We start from the raw sequence: 19,225 nt of genomic DNA, 5'->3' as shown, positions 1-19,225 counted from the left end.
TTTTAAATGAAGAACTAACATGAAAACAATATTCAATAAAGCACTTTGGGCTTCAGCGATAGGAGCTTGTACCTTGTCTTTGGGCAGTTGTACAGATTTGAGCGAAACGATTTATGATACGATTGCTTCCGAGAAGTATGAGTTTACAGAAAAAGACCGGGCGGCCATGTTTGCTCCGGTATACAGCAGTCTTCGTGATGTGTATTGGGGATGGTATAGTTATGCCGATATGATGGACCAGTCGTCCGATTCATGGTGTATTCCTTATCGGATCAGTATCGGCTGGGGAGATTTGTACGTGTCTATGCACAAACATCAGTTCCATTCACAGATAGCCCATTTCAATGATACATGGAATCGTAACTATGCCGGTATCAATGCCTGTAACAAACTGTTGGCAGATGAAGTCATTGCTGCTGATATAACCACTTCTTCGCAATTAAGGGCTTATCGCGCTCTTTATTATTATATTTTATTCGATTTGTTCCGCAACATCCCATTGGATACGCAATATGAACATGAAGACGGATGGTTGCCCGAACAGGCAACTCCCCAACAGATGTGGGATTTCCTGATCAGTGAGTTGACGGATGTAAAGGGGAAATGTGGAACAAAAGTAGAAATGGGTAAGCTGAACGACTATGCCATCAATATGCTTCTGGCAAAAATGTATTTGAACCACAATGCATGGTTCAATGATTACTCTGATAATTCTTATTACGGAAAGGCTATTGATGAGGTAAATGAAGTGATTAACAGTGGCAAGTTCTCTTTGGCTCCGAATTATTCGGATAATTTTAGAGAAGATATTTCCGGTTCGCCTGAAATTATCTTTGGTATTCCGTTTGAATTCAATTATGCCGGAGGTAACTATATGGCAAATATGTGGATGCATGTAGCCGGACGTGCAACGTGGCAGTTTAACGGATGGGCTACCGGTGGGGCGGCTGTTCTTCCTCAATTTCTGGAAACATACGATGAAGAAGACAGCCGCTATGAAGACTGTTGGATATCAGGACAGCAATATGACTATGCCGGTGCTCCCATTTATGTGGACAGTGAACCTTTGGTATATACTCGGGAATTACATAGTATAGACAATCCCGGTTGCTATCCCTTTGAAAGTGAACGCTTGGTGAAATATGAAATACTTTCAGGCGACTATGGAACTTCTTATGATGATGTGCCTTTCTTCCGTTTGGCTGATGCTTATTTTATTAAAGCGGAGTGCTTGCTTCGTTTAGGTGGTTACAATGGAGAAAGCGAGCAAGTGGCGGCCGATTTGGTAACAGCTGTACGCCAACGTGCCTTCAAGTCCGATCCCGGTAAAGCAACGGTTACTGTAGCTCAATTGAAGGGTGGCAGCCGTTATAACTACGGACATCGGGAGAATCAGGGAATCATGGGAGAAGCCGATAACTGGATTATCACAGAAGAAGGGGGCGATGATATTGAACTGGGTGGTTTGTTGGACGAACTGGCCTGGGAGTTTGTGGCAGAGCATCACCGTCGTCAGGACTTGATCCGTTTCCGTATAAACGGAACCAATCAGAATGTATATAATGGCAAGTCATGGTTTTGCAAAGATGCGAAGACGGATAAGACAGACAGGCATTGTGATATTTTTCCGTTACCTAAGTCTGCATTGGATGGCAACATTAAGTTGAAGCAGAATCCGGGATATGGTGGTGCCGAATAATGAATTCATTAATTAAAAAAAGAAAAGTACGATGAAAAAGAATTTTATATATGCTTTAATTGCTTGTTTCACTCTGTCACTGGCTGCATGCAGTACGGATCCGGAGGATGCTACCAGCAAGCATGTGTACGGGGAGAATGAAAATCCCTATCTGAAGACGAATGCGGATGCTGTGGTTTCTACCAAAGCAGAGTTTCCCATCAGCCGTTTGGAAGCGAAGACGGTTAAACTGACTGATTATGCAGAAAAGTTTCATACGTATTTGGGGATGACGGTAGATGAGACGTTGGCTGCATTGTCTAATGGGAGTGTGGTGTTTTATCCTATCAATATATCGAAAAACTGTTGGAATAGAACAGCTCCTACCAAGGGTACCAACGGTTGGTACTATAATACGGCAGGCGGTGTTTGTGATGCAGCTTCTGGTATAGCTAGTATTGAGTTGGATGCAACAAAGAAGGAGCTGGTTCTTAATGTGCTCGAAACCGCTTCTGTAGGTACAGCTATCTCCATTAACGTTGGATTTGCTATAAACAATGGTGCAAATTTTGATGATTATGTACGTTTTGCTTTTGATGTGACCGTTACTGATCCGGGACGTATTGTTGTTGCCAATACTATTCCAGCAGGTGACTATTCTGCATTTTCTATTGAATTTGCAGATTATCAGGAGGTGATAGAAAGTTGTTTGGGGCTGACTTTATCTGAATTCATTACCGCTTGCAAAGAACCGGGAGGCCCGATTGCTCTGTATATGGTCGATAGTGAATCTGGTGAATGGAATACTACTAGTGATTATACTGCTGGTGGTAGTGGAATAGGTTATTGGCTGACTTCTAATTTAAAAGTAACGAATTGGAGTGATGATGGTTCGACTGGTAGTGTTTTGTTTGTTGAAACACAAGAGAATGGTGATATGGTTAATATAGGTCGAAATCCAGCTTCAACTTCCGGTTCTGTTTTTAATGTAAATTTTGTATATGCGCTTAAGGAGGATAATAGTAAATTCGTAGAGTTTATTGTTAAAGCAACGTTGGAATAATATTTTATCGAGGGAAATCAGTATCTATAATGGATATTGGTTTCTCTTTTTTATTTAGTAAATTCAGAAAAACAAATGTGTGAAAATATTATTATTAAGAAGTCTTTTAGTGACTTTATTAGGATATTTTAGCTTTATAAATGTTTTAGCTGAAACGAATGACCATCAAAAACTTTATATATGTGTTAGTGGTAATGGGGTAAATATTGACTTTACCGCAGGCATTTAAATGGGACTCCAATAAAAGCTATAATTATGAAGAAATTATTGTGCAAAGAATTACTATTTGCTTTATCCATTTTTTGCTGTTTCTTTATTGCCTTCAGCAGTTGCAGTGACAGCGAGGATGAAAGTATTATCCTCCAGCTCACCCTAGACAGCAGTCAGCAAAGCAAAACACTATTTTGGGATGAGACAGAAGCTTCCGTAAAGTTCTCCGCTACCGGTCCTTGGACAGCCACTGTAGAAGATGTAACCAGCCGTGCCACCGATTCCAGTTGCACTTGGATTAAACTGCCCCGATATGAAGGTGAGGCAGGCGAAATTTCATTGCCCATGTTGTTGCAGAAGAATGATAGCGAAAACTATCGGGAAGCAACTCTTGTCATAGTATGCGGAGAATCCGAAGTAACCGTCCATATCCGCCAGGAAGCTAATCCCAATGCTGTGTTAACCTTGAATTCGGCTGATATCAAAGATTTTGATAAATATTACAAACCTATTGAGTTTAGTAATATGAATATGCTTCGCAGTGATGCGCGCTGGTCATGGTGGCGCATGAAGCAAAGCGAGCATTTCTTCGTGTTTTGGGAACCGGGGTTCGGCAACGATCCGGGAGCAGAGTCAGTGCCGGAGGTATTGCGTGTAGACATTGATGATTTATTGGCAAAGGCCGAACAATTCTACCGGACAAATATCGAAACCTTGAAGTTTGCTGACACTGGGCAAAACAAGTCTTTTCTGGATAAATATAAGATGGAGATTTACTTGCTGTATCAGACTGAGTGGCTTGCTACAGGTTCCGGTTACGACAATACAATCGGTGCATTGTGGGTAAATCCCAGCACCTGCCAACCGGTAGGTTCTACCATTGCGCACGAAATAGGACATAGTTTCCAGTATCAGGTAAGTTGTGACAAGATGTTGAACGGAGAGGCGGACTTTTCGCAAGTAGGATTCAGATACGGTTATGGGTCGAGTGGTGAAGGTGGAAATGGCTTTTGGGAACAATGTGCGCAATGGCAGTCGTTCCAAGATTATCCGGCGGAGCTGTTCGGTTACCATGTAGATGTGTGGAAAGCCAATTACCATCGCCATTTCAATCATGAATGGATGCGTTATGCCAGTTATTGGTTGCAATATTACTGGGCGCAGAAACATGGAGTCGATGTGGTAGGGAATGTCTGGACACAGTCGCGCTATCCGGAAGATCCGCTCATGACTTATCAGCGTCTGTACTGTAACAATGACTTGCAAACACTTTATACGGAACTTTATGGCTACGCTACCCGTATGGTGACTTATGATATGGACGTGGTGCGGAATTATGTCACAGAGACCGCTTGCAATTATACAACGAAAATGTATGATGCAGCCGGAGGATATTATCAGGTAGGCTATGCCAGCTGTCCGGGCACTACTGGATTCAATATCATTCCATTGAACGTTCCCGAAGCCGGAACAACGGTCAAGGCGAATTTTGCCGGACTGGCTGTGGGATGTGCTTTGGCAGAAGAGGATCCGGGAACGACATTGGATGCCGACGGCAATGTGGCAGGTACGGCTACCGCTTACAACAATAATGGTGGCAATACGGCAGCCGGATGGCGATATGGATTTGTGGCTATTGTGAATGGAGCTCCACAATACGCATCTATGAATAAGGAAAATGCAGGAGTGGTTTCTTATACGATACCGATCGGAACAGAAAAATTATGCCTAGTGGTAATGGGCGCTCCCGTTCAGTATAAGTCACATCCATGGAATGATGATGAGACTGACGATGAGCAATGGCCTTACAAAGTAAAGTTTGAAGGAACGGACTTGCTTGGCAATTTCTCTATTGACGAGACGGCTATGCCTAAAGATATTACATTGACATTCGATGTGAAGTGCAATGCCGGTTCCGAGGATTATCCACAAGGAACGGTGGACCTGAAAACAAATAAAGATTTGGCACAGGCGTTTGTCATGAAGCCTGCCGTGTTGGAAAGTAAACTGGCCAGTGTAGGTACAGAACCTGCCGAGGACAAAGTGGTTATCGCACTCGGTCAGACTGACGGCACTTTTGCTTACACTTCTACTGCCAATAACGGATTTTGGTGTGAAGCCAATGGCAACGTAGGCAACTGGGGTGATACGGCACCGGTCTATGTAGAATTCAGTGGACTGACCATGACATACGGACACCGGAAAGGAGTAAGTGTTGCCGGCCAGAAATATATGTTGAAACCTACTCTGATATATACCAGAAATGGTGTACAGTATAAAGCGACTATTGTGTTGAATATGCAATTTTAATAGCTGTTTACACCGTACACCTCCAAGAGGATAAAAAAATAGTCTAAACGAATGGAAGAATAGTACAACCGCCTAACTGTCAAATCCATAAAATGAGATTTATTGGACGATTCTGCCATTACATTATATTATATCTTCCCTTTCTTGTAATTTTTTTATTTTACTTTGCAAGTGAACAACGTATATAACCGATAGATTATGAAAAACAACAAGAAACTCTGTCTTGCAATTTTATCTTTGCTTTTATTGAGTGGAAATGCTTCATTTGCAGCCAAGGAAAAGAAATATGTACTCTCTTCACCCGATGGAACATTGAAAGTGGAAATCAGCGCCGGAAACGAACTGGCCTACCAAGTGATGCATGGAAATGATACAATTCTCTCACACTCTAATATAGGTTTGGTTCTGGAAAACGGAACTATAGTAGGTAAAACTCCCCGTATCACAGGGGAAAGAAGGAGAAAGATAAAGGATAACATAGAATCACCTTTTTACCGTTTCAAGGAGTTCGTTGCAACAGGCAACGAACTCGACTTGAAGCTGAAAGGCGGGTTCGGAATCATCTTCCGTGCATACAATGAGGGAGTCGCCTATCGATTCTATACCACACAATCTTCGGATATCATTATAAAGGAGGAACAGGCCGAGTTTAATTTTAAGGAAGATTATACGGCTTATCTTCCTTATACCACCAATGATAAAAAACCGATGGCGATGGCTTATCAGAATGTATATGACATCACTCCTCTGTCAAAAGCACAGCCTAAACTGGCTTTTCTTCCGGTTACCGTGGATTGCGGCAGCGTAAAACTGACCCTGTTGGAGTCAGATTTGGAAGCTTATCCGGGCATGTTTGTGCAGTCACAGCAGGGAAAGTATGGATTGAAAGGTGTCTTTGCTCCTTATCCGGCTAAAACAGACTTTTATCCTTGGCGGAAGCAGGAATATGTAACTGAAACTACCGATTTTATATCCCGTAGCCGTGGCTCCCGTTCCTATCCGTGGCGTGTGTTGGCCATTACGGAGAAGGATACGGATATGCCGGTCAACAACCTAGTCTATGCTCTGGCTTCTCCCAACCGTATCGGTGATACCTCATGGATAAAGACAGGCAAAGTGGCATGGGATTGGTGGAATGACTGGAATCTGAAAGGAGTGCCGTTTAAAGCCGGTATCAACATGGATACGTATAAATATTATATCGATTTCGCCAGCCGGAACGGATTGGAGTTTATTGTGTTGGATGAAGGATGGTATGATCCGAAGAGCGGGGATATGCTGACCGTTATTCCCGAACTTGATTTGCCGGAACTGATAGCATACGGCAAATCCAAAGGGGTGGAAATAGTGCTTTGGACGGTGTTTAATGTACTCGACAGCCAGTTGGAAGCAGCTTGTAAGAAATATGCGGATATGGGAATCAAAGGTTTTAAGGTGGATTTCCTGGATCGTGATGATCAGACTGCCGTCGAAATGGTGTATCGCATCGCTGAGATGACGGCCCGGTATAAATTAACCCTTGATCTGCACGGCATTTACAAACCGACAGGTATCAACCGTACCTACCCTCATATTATCAATTTTGAAAGCGTGTTCGGCATGGAAGAGGTGAAATGGACGGATATCAAGAATAATATGCCTCTTTATGATGTTACTTTCCCCTATATCCGTATGATGGCGGGACCGGTGGATTATACGCCGGGAGCTATGCGCAATGCCACGAAGGCAGATTGGCGCGCCATGTATTACACACCGGCCAGCATGGGAACCCGGTGTCATCAGCTGGCTGCCTATATTGTACACGATTCTCCTTTTACCATGTTGTGTGATGCGCCTACCAACTATCTGAATGAGCAGGAATGTGTGGATTTCATAGCTTCTCTGCCTGTGGAGGTGGATTCTACTTTTATTGCTTCGGGCGAGTTGGGAAAATATATTGTAACGGTGCGTAAGAAGGATGTGAACTGGTATATCGGCGGTATGACCAATTGGGATGAACGTGATGTGCAGCTCGATTTCTCTTTCCTTCCCGAAGGAATGTCTTATACGGCTGTTTTGTTTAAAGACGGTGTGAATGCCAATAAGCAGGCCGAGGACTATCGCAAGGAAACCATCCGGATTGATAAGGACAGCCGGTTGACTTTGCATCTGGCATCGGGAGGCGGATTCGCCATGAAGTTGGAGCTTTGCCCTGTTCACGGACAGGTTACCGGTATTCCTGAAGGGAAAAATATTCCTTCTTTCTATCAGAAATACATAGAGACAGAAGGTCTGTATGTCACCTCTTCTGGAAAGGTGAGCGATGAGGCCTTATTGAAAGCTTGTGATATCATCAGTTTGATGTTGGCAAAACGTCCGGATGTGAAGGCACACATGGTGAAGAAAGGCTGCCACGTCATGATAATCGGTAAAGATGAGGAAACTTGCGATTTGCCGGAGTTTGCCCATATCTGCAATTGTGAGGACAGCATTAAATATTGGAACTGGCGTGCCCGTGGTTTTGGCGGAGCACCGGAAGATGAATTTTCATCCAGTTGCGGAGAAGAGAATCTGCTGGCATTGCCGCAGGATAAATATGTAGGTGAGAATATCCTGATTCATGAGTTCGCTCACCTTATTCATACGGTAGGTATAGTGGGAGTGGAGCCAGACTTTAATGAGCGTTTGGAGGCACTTCGTCAGAATGCAATCCGGAAAGGGCTGTGGGAAAAGACGTATGCAGTGAGCAATAAAGAGGAATACTTTGCCGAGTGCGTACAGTCTTTCTTTAACTGTAACCGCTATGCCGAACCTGCAAACGGAGTTCATAACTGGGTGAACCGCCGCACGAAACTGAAGACGTATGATCCGGATATGTATCGGTTGTTGCAGGAATATTTTTATGAGATAGAAATTCCCATTCATAATGTGGTGCATGAATAAGCGTCGCAGGGACAAATAGAATTTTGCTATATAGAGATGAATAAGATACGATTGGTTGTTGCTTCCTTATTGTTGGGAGCTGCTACAGGCTTTGCTCAGAAGCCTTTTAATGCTTCGGGTACGGGGAATCCCATTATTCCCGGATATTTTGCCGATCCCACGGTGAAGAAGTTTGGCGATACGTATTATATGTATGCCACTACGGATGGCAGTGGAGCCGGTTTCGGTCCTGCACAGGTGTGGACCAGCAAGGATTTTGTAAACTGGACGCTGATGCCTATGAACTGGCCGGACAGTCATTGGATATGGGCTCCTGATGTGATGAAACATACGGATGGGAATTATTATTATTTTTATTGTCAGCCCTGTATGATTCATTGCGGAGTCAGTGAAACACCGCGCGGTCCTTGGAAAAATATATTGGGCGAAAGTGAGGCTGTTCTTGTACCCGACCGTTTTGTGACGAATGCCATTACATTGGACGGACAGACCTTTGTGGATGATGATGGTTCTGTATATTTGTATTGGGGGACTTGGGGGATTTATAAAGGTTTCGGTTGCGGGGCCGGAAAACTGGCTTCCGATATGAAGAGTTTTACTGAAACGCGTCTGATTCCGAATACGGAAGCCACGGATTTTTTTGAAGCGCCCTTTGTGATGAAACGGAACGGTATCTATTATTTTATGTATTCTTCGGGTTCCTGTCACGACCACACCTATCGGGTGCAGTATGCCACTTCGGACAAGCCTATGGGGCCGTACACCTATCAGGGATGTATTCTTGAAACCAATGCCGATGGAACAATCCATGGGCCGGGACATCATAGCATTTTGAAAGAAGGCAATGAATATTATATGGTCTATCACCGTCATGATAATCCGCATTCCAACCGCGGATTTCATCGTCAGCTTTGTGTGGACCGTATGGAGTTTGCCGAAGATGGAAGTATTAAACCCCTTATTCCCACTCATGACGGCATAGGTGCATTGGCATCTTCTGTCGTGAAATCAAAAAATCTGGCATTGGGTGCTAAGGTGAGGGCTTCTTCTTTTTATGATGCCGGTTTCCGTCCCGAATATGCTGTAGATGATAATAACGGAACTTTATGGCGTCCTCGTGGAATGGGACAGGAGTGGATAGAAGTGGATTTGGGCGTTGCCCGGCAAATACAAACTATCTGGACTCAATTTGAGTATGGCACACAATTTTATCAATATTTAATTGAAACTTCTGTCGACGGCAAGCATTGGTCTGTTTTCGCTGATAAACGGAATAATCGTCTGGCAGGCAGCCCGATGGTCGATTTTGGCAAAGTGAAGGCTCGTTATGTCCGTCTGAGCTTTACCGGAGGACAGAAGAACGGATTTGGCGGGGCGGTCTGGAACTTGAAAATCTTTGATGGGGTGGAAGCATCGGCTCCGCAACAATGGCTGGGACTTACCGCTGCCGATTGGAATGGTCGTGAATGGCAGAACAATGAAGGGATGCTGGGAGGGGCTTTTACATTGAAGGAAGGTTCGGCACGCACACAGCGCATCGGTGGGCGTGATGCGTTGGTACTGGAACCGGGAACTACGTTGGAGTATCGCCATCCGTTACTCTCTTCGTCCAAAGAGCATACGGTTAGTGGGTTGGTTTACAAGTCAGGTAAATGGCAGAGTTATGAAGCGGAGTCGTGTCTTTCATCAGGAGCGATTGCGCTGCATAGTTCCACCGAACCTTTGGTCATTACCAATTTCCGTTACTACAATTGGAAGCAGGAAGCAGCGGAAAAGGCATACGATGCGGAAACGGATATCGTGCGTCTGCCTGTAGCCGATCAGCAGAAACATGGGTTGGTGGTCAGTCTTTCTGCTGATGATTTTGCAGTGAACGATACGGTTCCTTATCTGGAAAACCGAGGAGTAAAAGGTTATTTTGAAGCCCGGAAATTACCTCTCGTTGTGAAAGAAGTGAAAGGGAAAAAGGCATTTCATTTTGAGGGTACTCAGGTCTATACTTCCAGTTTTATGCTTCCTGCCACTTTGCAGGATAATGCTCCTTATACCTTGGAGGCGTGGGTACTGAATGATTCCATTAGTGAAAATGAATGTGTGGCCGATTTTACTACCTCGCATGATGAATTGGAGAAAATCATGTTGGTCAACGGCACGGAGCCTCGTTGTGGAGTAATCAATCACTATGGCTGGTATGAAGATGCAGGATATAAGGACATGAAGGAATTGGCAGGAAAGTGGCAGCACATCTATATCTGCTTTGATGGGCGGATGGAACAGGTTTATGTCAATGGAAAATTAGTCAGTGAGAAAGATATCCAGTTGCTGGTGAAACCGTCACAATTCATCACATTGGGACGCAATGCCGAAGGAGACTGGCCCTTTACCGGTTATCTGCACTCATTGAAATTATGGGATGAATATTTGCCGTTGAAAGAGTGATTCACCCTTTTCCTATGACCGGAATATGTATTTTTGCAAAAACTATGATAAACAATTAAATGATAGAACCATGAAAAAATTTTTAGTCACTGCTCTGTTGACTGCTACCGTAGCAAGTGGAACAGCGCAAGTAAAAAATCAGTCGCACGGCTATCCCATCGACCCCGTACCTTTCACTTCGGTGAAAGTAACCGATTCATTTTGGGGACAGCGACTGAATGCCAGCCGTGAAGTAACGATTCCCTTGGCGTTCAGCAAATGCGAGGAAACAGGACGTTATACTAACTTTGTCAATGCCGCCCATCCCAGTGATACCATTAAAGTAGGCGGACTGGCTTTTGATGATACCGATGTGTACAAAACGATAGAAGGTGCCAGTTATCTGTTACAGACCTATCCGGATAAGAAACTGGCTAAGTATATTGATAGTGTGCTGGTTATTGTCGCTGCGGCACAGGAACCGGATGGTTATCTTTATACTTCGCGTACCATGAATCCCAAACATCCGCATGAGTGGGCAGGAAGCAAACGGTGGGAGAAGGTGGAGGAACTGAGTCATGAATTCTATAACTTGGGACACATGGTGGAAGGTGCTATTGCGCACTATCAGGCTACCGGAAAACGTAACTTCCTTGATATCGCCATCCGTTATGCCGACTGTGTATGCCGGGAGATAGGTACGGGCGAAGGACAGCAAATCCGTGTGCCGGGACATCAGATTGCCGAAATGGCCCTTGCTAAACTATATTTGGTAACGGGGCAACAGAAATATTTGGATCAAGCCAAATTCTTTTTGGACCAGCGCGGATATACTACTCGTACGGATGAATACAGTCAGGCGCACAAGCCAGTAGTGGAGCAGGATGAGGCCGTGGGACATGCTGTCCGTGCAGCCTATATGTATGCAGGCATGGCAGATGTGGCCGCACTGACAGGGGATACGGCTTATATCCATGCCATAGACCGTATTTGGGACAACATTGTGGGCAAGAAATATTATATTACCGGTGGCATCGGCGCCACCAGCAATGGGGAGGCTTTTGGCAAGAACTATGAACTGCCCAATATGTCAGCTTATTGTGAGACTTGCGCGGCTATCGGTAATGTGTATGTCAACTACCGCTTGTTCCTGCTTCATGGTGAGGCAAAATATTATGATGTGCTGGAACGTACTTTATATAATGGTCTTATTTCGGGCGTGTCCCTGGATGGTGGCGGGTTCTTCTATCCTAATCCGTTGGAAAGCATCGGGCAGCACCAGCGCCAGCCTTGGTTCGGCTGTGCCTGTTGTCCGTCCAATATCTGTCGTTTCATTCCTTCTTTGCCGGGATATGTGTATGCGGTGAAAGGTAAGGACGTGTATGTTAATCTGTTCATGTCCAATACTTCGAACTTGAAGGTAGAGGGCAAGGCTGTTTCTTTGGAGCAGGCTACTCATTATCCTTGGAACGGTGATGTCACTATCGGTGTCAACAAGAACAATGCCGGACAGTTTACAATGAAAATCCGTATTCCGGGATGGGTGCGTAATCAGGTAGTTCCCTGTGACCTGTACACTTATTCGGATGGAAAGCGTTTGAGCTATACAGTGAAAGTAAATGGAGAACCGGTACAGAGTGAACTGAAGGACGGTTATTTCTGCATAGACCGCCGTTGGAAGAAAGGGGATAAAGTAGCTGTCCATTTCGATATGGAACCTCGTACAGTGAAAGCCAATAATAAAGTGGAGGCAGATCGTGGACGTATAGCCGTGGAGCGTGGCCCGATCGTTTATTGTGCGGAATGGCCGGATAATGATTTTGATGTGCTGAGCGTGTTTATGAACCGCACTCCTCAATTCGAGGTGGTTGAAAAACCGGATTTACTCTATGGCATTAACCAGTTGAAGACGGATGCGCAGATTCTGGGCTATGACGACAGAGGTCGTCTGACGGCTACTGATGTGAAGCTGACGTTGATCCCTTACTATGCTTGGGCACACCGCGGTGCAGGTGCTATGGCAGTGTGGTTGCCGCAGGAATTAAGTGCTTCCCGTCCGACTATGCCTGCTACGCTGGCATCGGAAAGCAAAGTGGATGCTTCGCATAAGGTGAAATCCATCTCCGCCATTAATGACCGTCTGGTGCCGAAAGATGAGAATGACCGTTCCGTACCCTATTACCATTGGTGGCCCAAACAGGGAACTACTGAATGGATATCCTACGAGTTCCCATCCGAAGCGACTGTTTCCAGTGCTACCGTATATTGGTATGATGATGCTCCTTGGGGAGGATGCCGCATACCGCAAAGTTGGAAGATGTACTATAAAGATGCACAAGGCCAGTGGCAACCGGTGAGTGGAGCGGATAAGTATGGAGTGGAAAAAGGTACGGGGAATACAGTCAATTTTGACCCGGTAAAGACAAAAGCGGTAAAACTGGAGATTGTTCAGCCGGCCGATAATTCATCGGGTTTGTTTGAATGGGAAGTAAAATAGAATAATTCAAAATGAAGGTTGGTAAGTTAGGTTGGCTGGTAGCCATGTTCCTTAGTGGGGGCATGGCTGTCGCTCAAGGTACGGTCGATGATTATCGGCGTGCTTATGCATTGAAAGAGAAGTTCAGTGCGGATAAAGTTTTCTATTCCAATGTCAATCCGCAATGGATAGAGGGTACTCATCAATTCTGGTATGTGCGGAATACTCCGGACGGCTGCCTGTATGTATCTGTAGATGCGGATAAGAAAGCTAGAAAAGAATTGTTTGATTCTCATCGTCTGGCAAAGGCGTTGGGTGCTGCATCCGGAAAAGAGGTCAAGCCGGAAGCTCTTGCATTGGGGCGTTTGTCGGTCAGTAAGGGATTGGATACGCTGCGCTTTGTGTTTAATAATCAACGTTGGATGTATGCGTCCCGGAAAAATCAACTGGTCAATGAAGGTGCGGTTCCTCTCCCTCCCAAGCAAAAGCATTGGATGGAGGTGGATGATGAGAAGACGGCATCACCGGTTCCGTCTCCTGATGGTAAATGGATCGCATTTATTAAAAATCAGAATATCTATGTAAAGGAGGTGGCTACCGGAAAAGAAAAGCAACTGAGCTTGGACGGGACACTGGGTAATTATTATTCAGCCTACATCCGCTGGTCACCGGACAGTAAGAAGGTGGCTTCCTGCAAGATCCGTCCGGTGGAAAAGCGTTATGTTTATTATGTGGAATCTTCTCCGGCTGATCAGCTTCAGCCCAAGCTTCACAAACAGGAGTATGCGAAGCCGGGAGACGAACTTCCTTTTAAAGTGCCCTGCATCTATGAAGTGGAAAGCGGACGAAGCATTATTCCTTCTACCGAATTGTTCGACCGGCAATATGAAGTATATGGTCCCGAATGGAATCCCGACAGCCGTGCCGTGACTTTTGAATATAACCAGCGCGGACATCAGGTGTACAGAGTACTTGAATTTTCTGCCGAAACGGGAAAAGTGCGCCCGTTGGTAGAAGAAACCAGCGATACATATGTGAATTATACCCGTCATTTCCGTCATGACTTAAAAGACGGCAAGCAGATGATATGGATGAGTGAGCGTGACAATTGGAATCATCTTTATATGTACAACCGTATTACCGCACAGCCCGATTATCAAATTACTAAAGGAGAATGGTATGTACGCGAAGTGCTTCGGGTAGATGAGGATAACCGTCAGATCTATTTCTCGGCAAATGGTATGGAAGCCGGTGAAGACCCCTATCTCATCCGTTATTACCGCATCGGTTTTGATGGCAAAGGTCTTACCTGTCTTACTCCCGAAGAAGGGATGCACCGTGCCTGGTTTTCGGGAGATATGAAGTATTTGGTAGATGTTTATTCTATGGTGGACAAGGTTCCCGTCGCTGTGTTACGTAGTGCCAGGGATGGCAAAGTGGCGATGCCGTTGGAAACAGCCGATATAACTCTTTTGGAGGCCGAAGGCTGGAAAGCTCCGGAGGTGTTTGTTGCCAAAGGGCGGGACGGCAAGACGGATATGTGGGGATTGATTGCCCGCCCCACCAACTTTGACCCGAACAAGAAATATCCGGTTATCGAATACATTTATCAGGGTCCCGGAGACCAGTATGTTCCGAAGACTTTCCGTCCTTATGACTGGAATATGACTTCCTTGGCCGAACTTGGTTTTATCGTCGTAATGGTCGATGGAATGGGAACTTCTTTCCGTTCGCGTGCTTTTGAGAATGTATGTTATAAGAATTTGAAAGATGCCGGTCTGCCGGACCATATTGCCTGGATTAAGGCGGCTGCACGGAAATATCCTTATATGGATGTGGACAGGGTAGGTATTTACGGTTGTTCTGCCGGTGGTCAGGAATCTACAAATGCAGTTTTGCTTTATCCTGATTTCTATAAAGCGGCTTATTCGGCTTGTGGTTGTCATGATAACCGTATGGATAAGATTTGGTGGAATGAACTTTGGTTGGGCTATCCGGTAGGAGATCAATATAAGGAAGGGTCTAATGTGGAAAATGCACATCTGTTGAGTCGTCCTTTGATGTTAGTGGTGGGAGAACTGGATGATAATGTAGATCCTGCCTCTACCATGCAGGTGGTCAATGCATTGATAAAGGCGAATAAAGATTTTGAATTGGTCGTGATTCCCGGAGCGCATCATACAATGGGGGAAGATTTTGGCGAACATAAGCGGTATGATTTCTTTGTCCGTCATTTGATGCAGGTGAATCCACCGAAGTGGGATGAGATAAAATAGGAGGAGTGAGGTTTGTAGCTGTAGGAGTTTGTCAGTTATGATAAATAGAGGTGGCAGTGTTATGGAGGACAAGTCCATAGCACTGCTTTTTTATGTAATTCCGTGTTTTCATTGATGAATGTGTCTTTTTTGTTCATTATGTTGTAATTATTGGTTGAACTAATTTTTTTCAATACAAAAATTAGGTTCAGTCAACAATATTATTTTTATTTGTGGCGTATATAGTATAAAAATAAACCAATTTTCTAATACTAACATTAAATTATAATGGAAAACATTACTGTTAATGTATTTGATGATGTGCTTTATTTAGCATGGGAATTTGTATATCTAATATTTTTCACTCGTTTTGTGTGCGTACACGGAAATTATAAGAATGCGTGTGCTATTTTAATAAGTATCTATTATTCTCATAAAAATTATAATTGTTTCCTTTTAGAATAGAATATAAATAACAATAGTGATTTATATTATTTCACATTCACGGAAAAAATGGACTTTAAATTTTTGTTTAACTTAATATTTTATTATGAAATTTACAAATGAATTAAGAGGAGTGAAAAGCAGACTTCTTCTGTTTTCAGTGCTGTTACTGATACCGGTGATGATGTTTGCTCAGAGCATTACCGTAAAAGGTACTGTACTTGATTCGGCAGGTGAAGCCGTTATTGGAGCTTCCGTTGTGGAGAAGGGAAATCCTTCCAACGGAACCATAACTGATTTTGACGGAAAGTTTACTTTGGCCGTGTCTAAAGGAAAAAGAATTGTTATTTCTTTTGTAGGTTACGAAACGCAAGAAGTGGATGCGGTTACCGGAAAAGAACTGACAATTACGCTGCAAGATGATTCACAAGCGCTTGAAGAGGTAGTAGTGCTGGGTTACAGTAGCAGGGCTCGTAAAGATCTGACTGGCTCAGTAGGTTCCGTGTCTGGTGTGAAGATTGCTGCTGTACCAGTTACTTCAGCCGCTGTGGCTTTGCAGGGAAAAATAGCTGGTGTGCAAGTAACTACGGTCGATGGTGCTCCAGGGGCAGATATTAACATTCGTGTTCGTGGAGGTACGTCTGTGACCCAGAGCAATGATCCTCTTTACATTGTCGATGGTTTTCAGGTGGATAACATCAATGATATTCCTCCTACAGACATTGCTTCTATTGATGTATTGAAAGATGCTTCTATCACGGCAATCTATGGAGCTAAGGGCGGTAATGGTGTAGTGGTTGTTACTACTAAATCGGCCAAAGCTGGAAAAATACAGGTAAGTTTCAATGCCCATTTGTCTACTAGTCATTTGTCTAAAAAATTAGATTTAATGAATTCAGCAGAGTTTGCACGTTATCAATATGAATGGTCGGCGTGTAATGGTAGCCGTTCTAGCAATGCCAAATTTTTCCGTGCTAATTTTGGCAATCCGCAAGATTTGGATATGTATTATTCTTTGCCTACTCATGACTGGCAGGATGAGGTAATGGGAGAGAATCCTATCAATTATTCTACTAATGTAACTATTGGTGGAGGTACAGATAAGATGCGCTTCACTGCTTCTCTTACTCAAAGCGAAGATAAAGGTATTATTATGGGGTCGGGTGTGCGCCGTACCAATTTGAATATCAAGACAGCTATTGATATAACTAAAAATTTGACATTGCATATCAATCCTAAATTTACGTTTCGCCGTGATCAAGGAGCTGGAGGTGATAATATTGGTACAGGCGGTATTATTGATGTACTCCGTTATAGACCCACTAACGGATTACGTGAATTCGGATATATAGATCCTTCTTATGCTGACCCTGATGAAGAAGCATTGTTTACTTATACTAATCCGAAAAGTGATATTGCCATTAATCAACAGAATAAGTATGCTTATAACTATACTAATGCTATTTCATTGGAATGGAAGCCTGTTAAAGGATTGGTGCTTCGTACAGAAGCCACTCTTAGTTTAAACTGGAAAGATCAATATCGTTTTTGGGGTGCCTTGACAGGTGAAGGTACAAAAAATAATTCGTTGCCTGTAGCAAGTATTCAGAAAGATCAGTCTTTTAAATATATTTGGACTAACACGGCATCTTATGGCTTTTCTATTAAAGATAAGCATAATTTTTCCATGTTATTGGGGCAAGAAATTTATCATAGCCAAAATAAGAAGAACTTCCAAAAGAATCGTTATTTCCCACGTGCATTTGAGGCTGGACAGGCTTGGGATAATATGGGATTCGGTACACCGCAGGAGTCAACTTCATCACTTTCGACTCCAGATCGCACTGCTTCTTTCTTTGGGCAGGCAAGTTATAACTATAACCACAAATACTTACTCTCTGTAACTATGCGTGCTGATGGTTCCACTAAATTTGCTCCAGGTAATCAATGGGGATATTTCCCTTCAGTATCAGGTGCTTGGGTGCTTTCAGAAGAAAAGTTTATGGAAGATATAAAATGGATTGATCAGTTAAAACTTCGTGCAGCTATAGGGTTGGCAGGAAATAATCGTATCAGTGATGATATGTGGCGTTATTTATATACTGTTAATTCTACCGGCGGACCTGGATTTGGAGAAGCAACTCAGTTTGGAGAGCAATGGTATGGTAATCAAGGGGGTACTACTTTTGCCAATAAAAATATTAAATGGGAAACTACATTAACTCGTAATCTTGCTGCTGATATCACGCTTTTTAATGGTCGTCTCACTGTTACTCCGGAGATTTATTGGAATACGACGAAAGATTTACTTTATAAATCGGACATTCCTTCAGCAACTGGTTATGTAAGTCAGATGCAAAATATTGGACAAGTAACTAATAAAGGGGTTGAATTAACTATATCAGGAGATATTCTCAGTGGCAGGGATTATGTGCTTTCCGCAAATCTTTCTTTAGGTATGAATAAAATGAAAGTTGATAAATTAAATGGTACAGACAATGTGATTTGGGATCAGAATAACCGTTGGAAATCAAGTTACAATGATTATTGTTTGAAGGTGGGTGACCAAGTAGGACTTATTTATGGTTTTGTATATGATGGTTTATATTCAATGGATGAATTCTATTTTGATCCCACTAATAACTTGCAAGCAGTACCTTGGGGATCAACGGCCGCTGAAAACGGAACTTCGAAAGATGCACCTATTATGGATGCAGACGGTGTGGAACATCCAAAAACAATAATCAATCAGATTTCAGGAGATTCTAATTCAGGCATAGCTACTCTGCCGGGCAAAGTCAAGTTCAAGGATTTGAATGGTGACGGATATATCACAGAAGATGACCGTACTGTTATAGGTAATACCAATCCAAAAGTGCAGGGAGGTTTTGGATTGAGCGGACAATGGAAGGGTTTTGATTTTGCCATGAACTTCAACTTTATGCTTGATTTTGATGTGAATAATGCGACAGCTTACCAGCTTTCCTCATCCGAAAGCAATAAGAATAAGTTCTACAATGTGCTTTCCACATTTGCCGACAAAGGTTGGCGTTATACCCGTGATGGTGATGGCGAATGCTTGTACAAATGTTACTATATTGATGGTTCGTTGGATATGTACCGTGAATTAAACGAAGGTAGGACACTTTGGAATCCGACGGATGTGACAAAAAAAATAACTCATTCCTATTTTATCGAGGATGGATCGTTTCTGCGTTGTCAGGATTTGACTGTTGGCTATACGTTACCTGGAAATCTGACTTCTAAATGGGGGATTTCGAAAGCTCGTTTTTATGTGTCAGCCTCTAATTTGTTTATTATTACTGGGTATTCGGGTTATGATCCTGAAGTGGATATTCAGACAGGATTAACTTGTGGTATGGACTATAACCGTTACCCACGTAGTCGCAGTTTTGTACTAGGTACTAATATTACATTCTAAATTTGAA

Annotated in this window: 9 protein-coding genes; all 9 read left to right on the top strand. The window is 43.5% G+C overall.

Going from position 1 to position 19,225, the window contains the following annotated elements:
• The first annotated feature begins 19 nt into the window (after positions 1 to 19).
• The 9 genes from BVU_RS05695 (at position 20) to BVU_RS05660 (ending at position 19,218) form a co-directional block, all read left to right on the top strand.
• A complete protein-coding gene (locus tag BVU_RS05695; RefSeq protein WP_011965055.1) occupies positions 20 to 1,699 on the top strand; it encodes a RagB/SusD family nutrient uptake outer membrane protein in 1,680 nt (559 codons plus the stop codon).
• 31 nt (positions 1,700 to 1,730) lie between these two features.
• Complete coding sequence (locus tag BVU_RS05690) at positions 1,731 to 2,741, top strand: DUF4859 domain-containing protein (RefSeq protein ID WP_008666523.1); 1,011 nt, start codon at positions 1,731 to 1,733, stop codon at positions 2,739 to 2,741.
• A gap of 79 nt (positions 2,742 to 2,820) precedes the next feature.
• Entirely contained in the window at positions 2,821 to 2,970 is a 150-nt protein-coding gene (locus tag BVU_RS22355) for a hypothetical protein (RefSeq protein ID WP_154577111.1), read from the top strand.
• Positions 2,971 to 2,996: 26 nt separating this feature from the next.
• On the top strand, positions 2,997 to 5,261 hold the full coding sequence (locus BVU_RS05685) for a DUF6055 domain-containing protein (protein ID WP_011965054.1): 2,265 nt from the start codon (positions 2,997 to 2,999) through the stop codon (positions 5,259 to 5,261).
• Positions 5,262 to 5,459: 198 nt separating this feature from the next.
• Positions 5,460 to 8,183: a glycoside hydrolase family 97 catalytic domain-containing protein gene (locus BVU_RS05680; protein WP_011965053.1), complete on the top strand. Its 2,724-nt coding sequence runs from the start codon at positions 5,460 to 5,462 to the stop codon at positions 8,181 to 8,183.
• A 36-nt stretch (positions 8,184 to 8,219) separates the two neighbouring features.
• Entirely contained in the window at positions 8,220 to 10,622 is a 2,403-nt protein-coding gene (locus BVU_RS05675; protein ID WP_011965052.1) for a family 43 glycosylhydrolase, read from the top strand.
• A 70-nt stretch (positions 10,623 to 10,692) separates the two neighbouring features.
• Entirely contained in the window at positions 10,693 to 13,098 is a 2,406-nt protein-coding gene (locus BVU_RS05670) for a glycoside hydrolase family 127 protein (protein WP_011965051.1), read from the top strand.
• An 11-nt stretch (positions 13,099 to 13,109) separates the two neighbouring features.
• On the top strand, positions 13,110 to 15,353 hold the full coding sequence (locus tag BVU_RS05665; RefSeq protein ID WP_011965050.1) for a S9 family peptidase: 2,244 nt from the start codon (positions 13,110 to 13,112) through the stop codon (positions 15,351 to 15,353).
• Positions 15,354 to 15,882: 529 nt separating this feature from the next.
• On the top strand, positions 15,883 to 19,218 hold the full coding sequence (locus BVU_RS05660) for a SusC/RagA family TonB-linked outer membrane protein (RefSeq protein ID WP_005844109.1): 3,336 nt from the start codon (positions 15,883 to 15,885) through the stop codon (positions 19,216 to 19,218).
• Positions 19,219 to 19,225: the final 7 nt, after the last annotated feature.

This window comes from Phocaeicola vulgatus ATCC 8482 (assembly GCF_000012825.1).
GTDB lineage: Bacteria > Bacteroidota > Bacteroidia > Bacteroidales > Bacteroidaceae > Phocaeicola > Phocaeicola vulgatus.
The sequence above is the reverse complement of the archived record's forward strand: the minus strand, read 5'-3'. Positions and strand labels throughout refer to the sequence as shown.

Excerpts from the sequence above, each read along its gene's own strand:
- BVU_RS05695 (WP_011965055.1), top strand. The coding sequence starts at position 20 with ATGAAAACAATATTCAATAAAGCACTTTGGGCTTCAGCGATAGGAGCT.
- BVU_RS05690 (WP_008666523.1), top strand. The coding sequence starts at position 1,731 with ATGAAAAAGAATTTTATATATGCTTTAATTGCTTGTTTCACTCTGTCA.
- BVU_RS05685 (WP_011965054.1), top strand. The coding sequence starts at position 2,997 with ATGAAGAAATTATTGTGCAAAGAATTACTATTTGCTTTATCCATTTTT.
- BVU_RS05680 (WP_011965053.1), top strand. The coding sequence starts at position 5,460 with ATGAAAAACAACAAGAAACTCTGTCTTGCAATTTTATCTTTGCTTTTA.
- BVU_RS05675 (WP_011965052.1), top strand. The coding sequence starts at position 8,220 with ATGAATAAGATACGATTGGTTGTTGCTTCCTTATTGTTGGGAGCTGCT.
- BVU_RS05670 (WP_011965051.1), top strand. The coding sequence starts at position 10,693 with ATGAAAAAATTTTTAGTCACTGCTCTGTTGACTGCTACCGTAGCAAGT.
- BVU_RS05665 (WP_011965050.1), top strand. The coding sequence starts at position 13,110 with ATGAAGGTTGGTAAGTTAGGTTGGCTGGTAGCCATGTTCCTTAGTGGG.
- BVU_RS05660 (WP_005844109.1), top strand. The coding sequence starts at position 15,883 with ATGAAATTTACAAATGAATTAAGAGGAGTGAAAAGCAGACTTCTTCTG.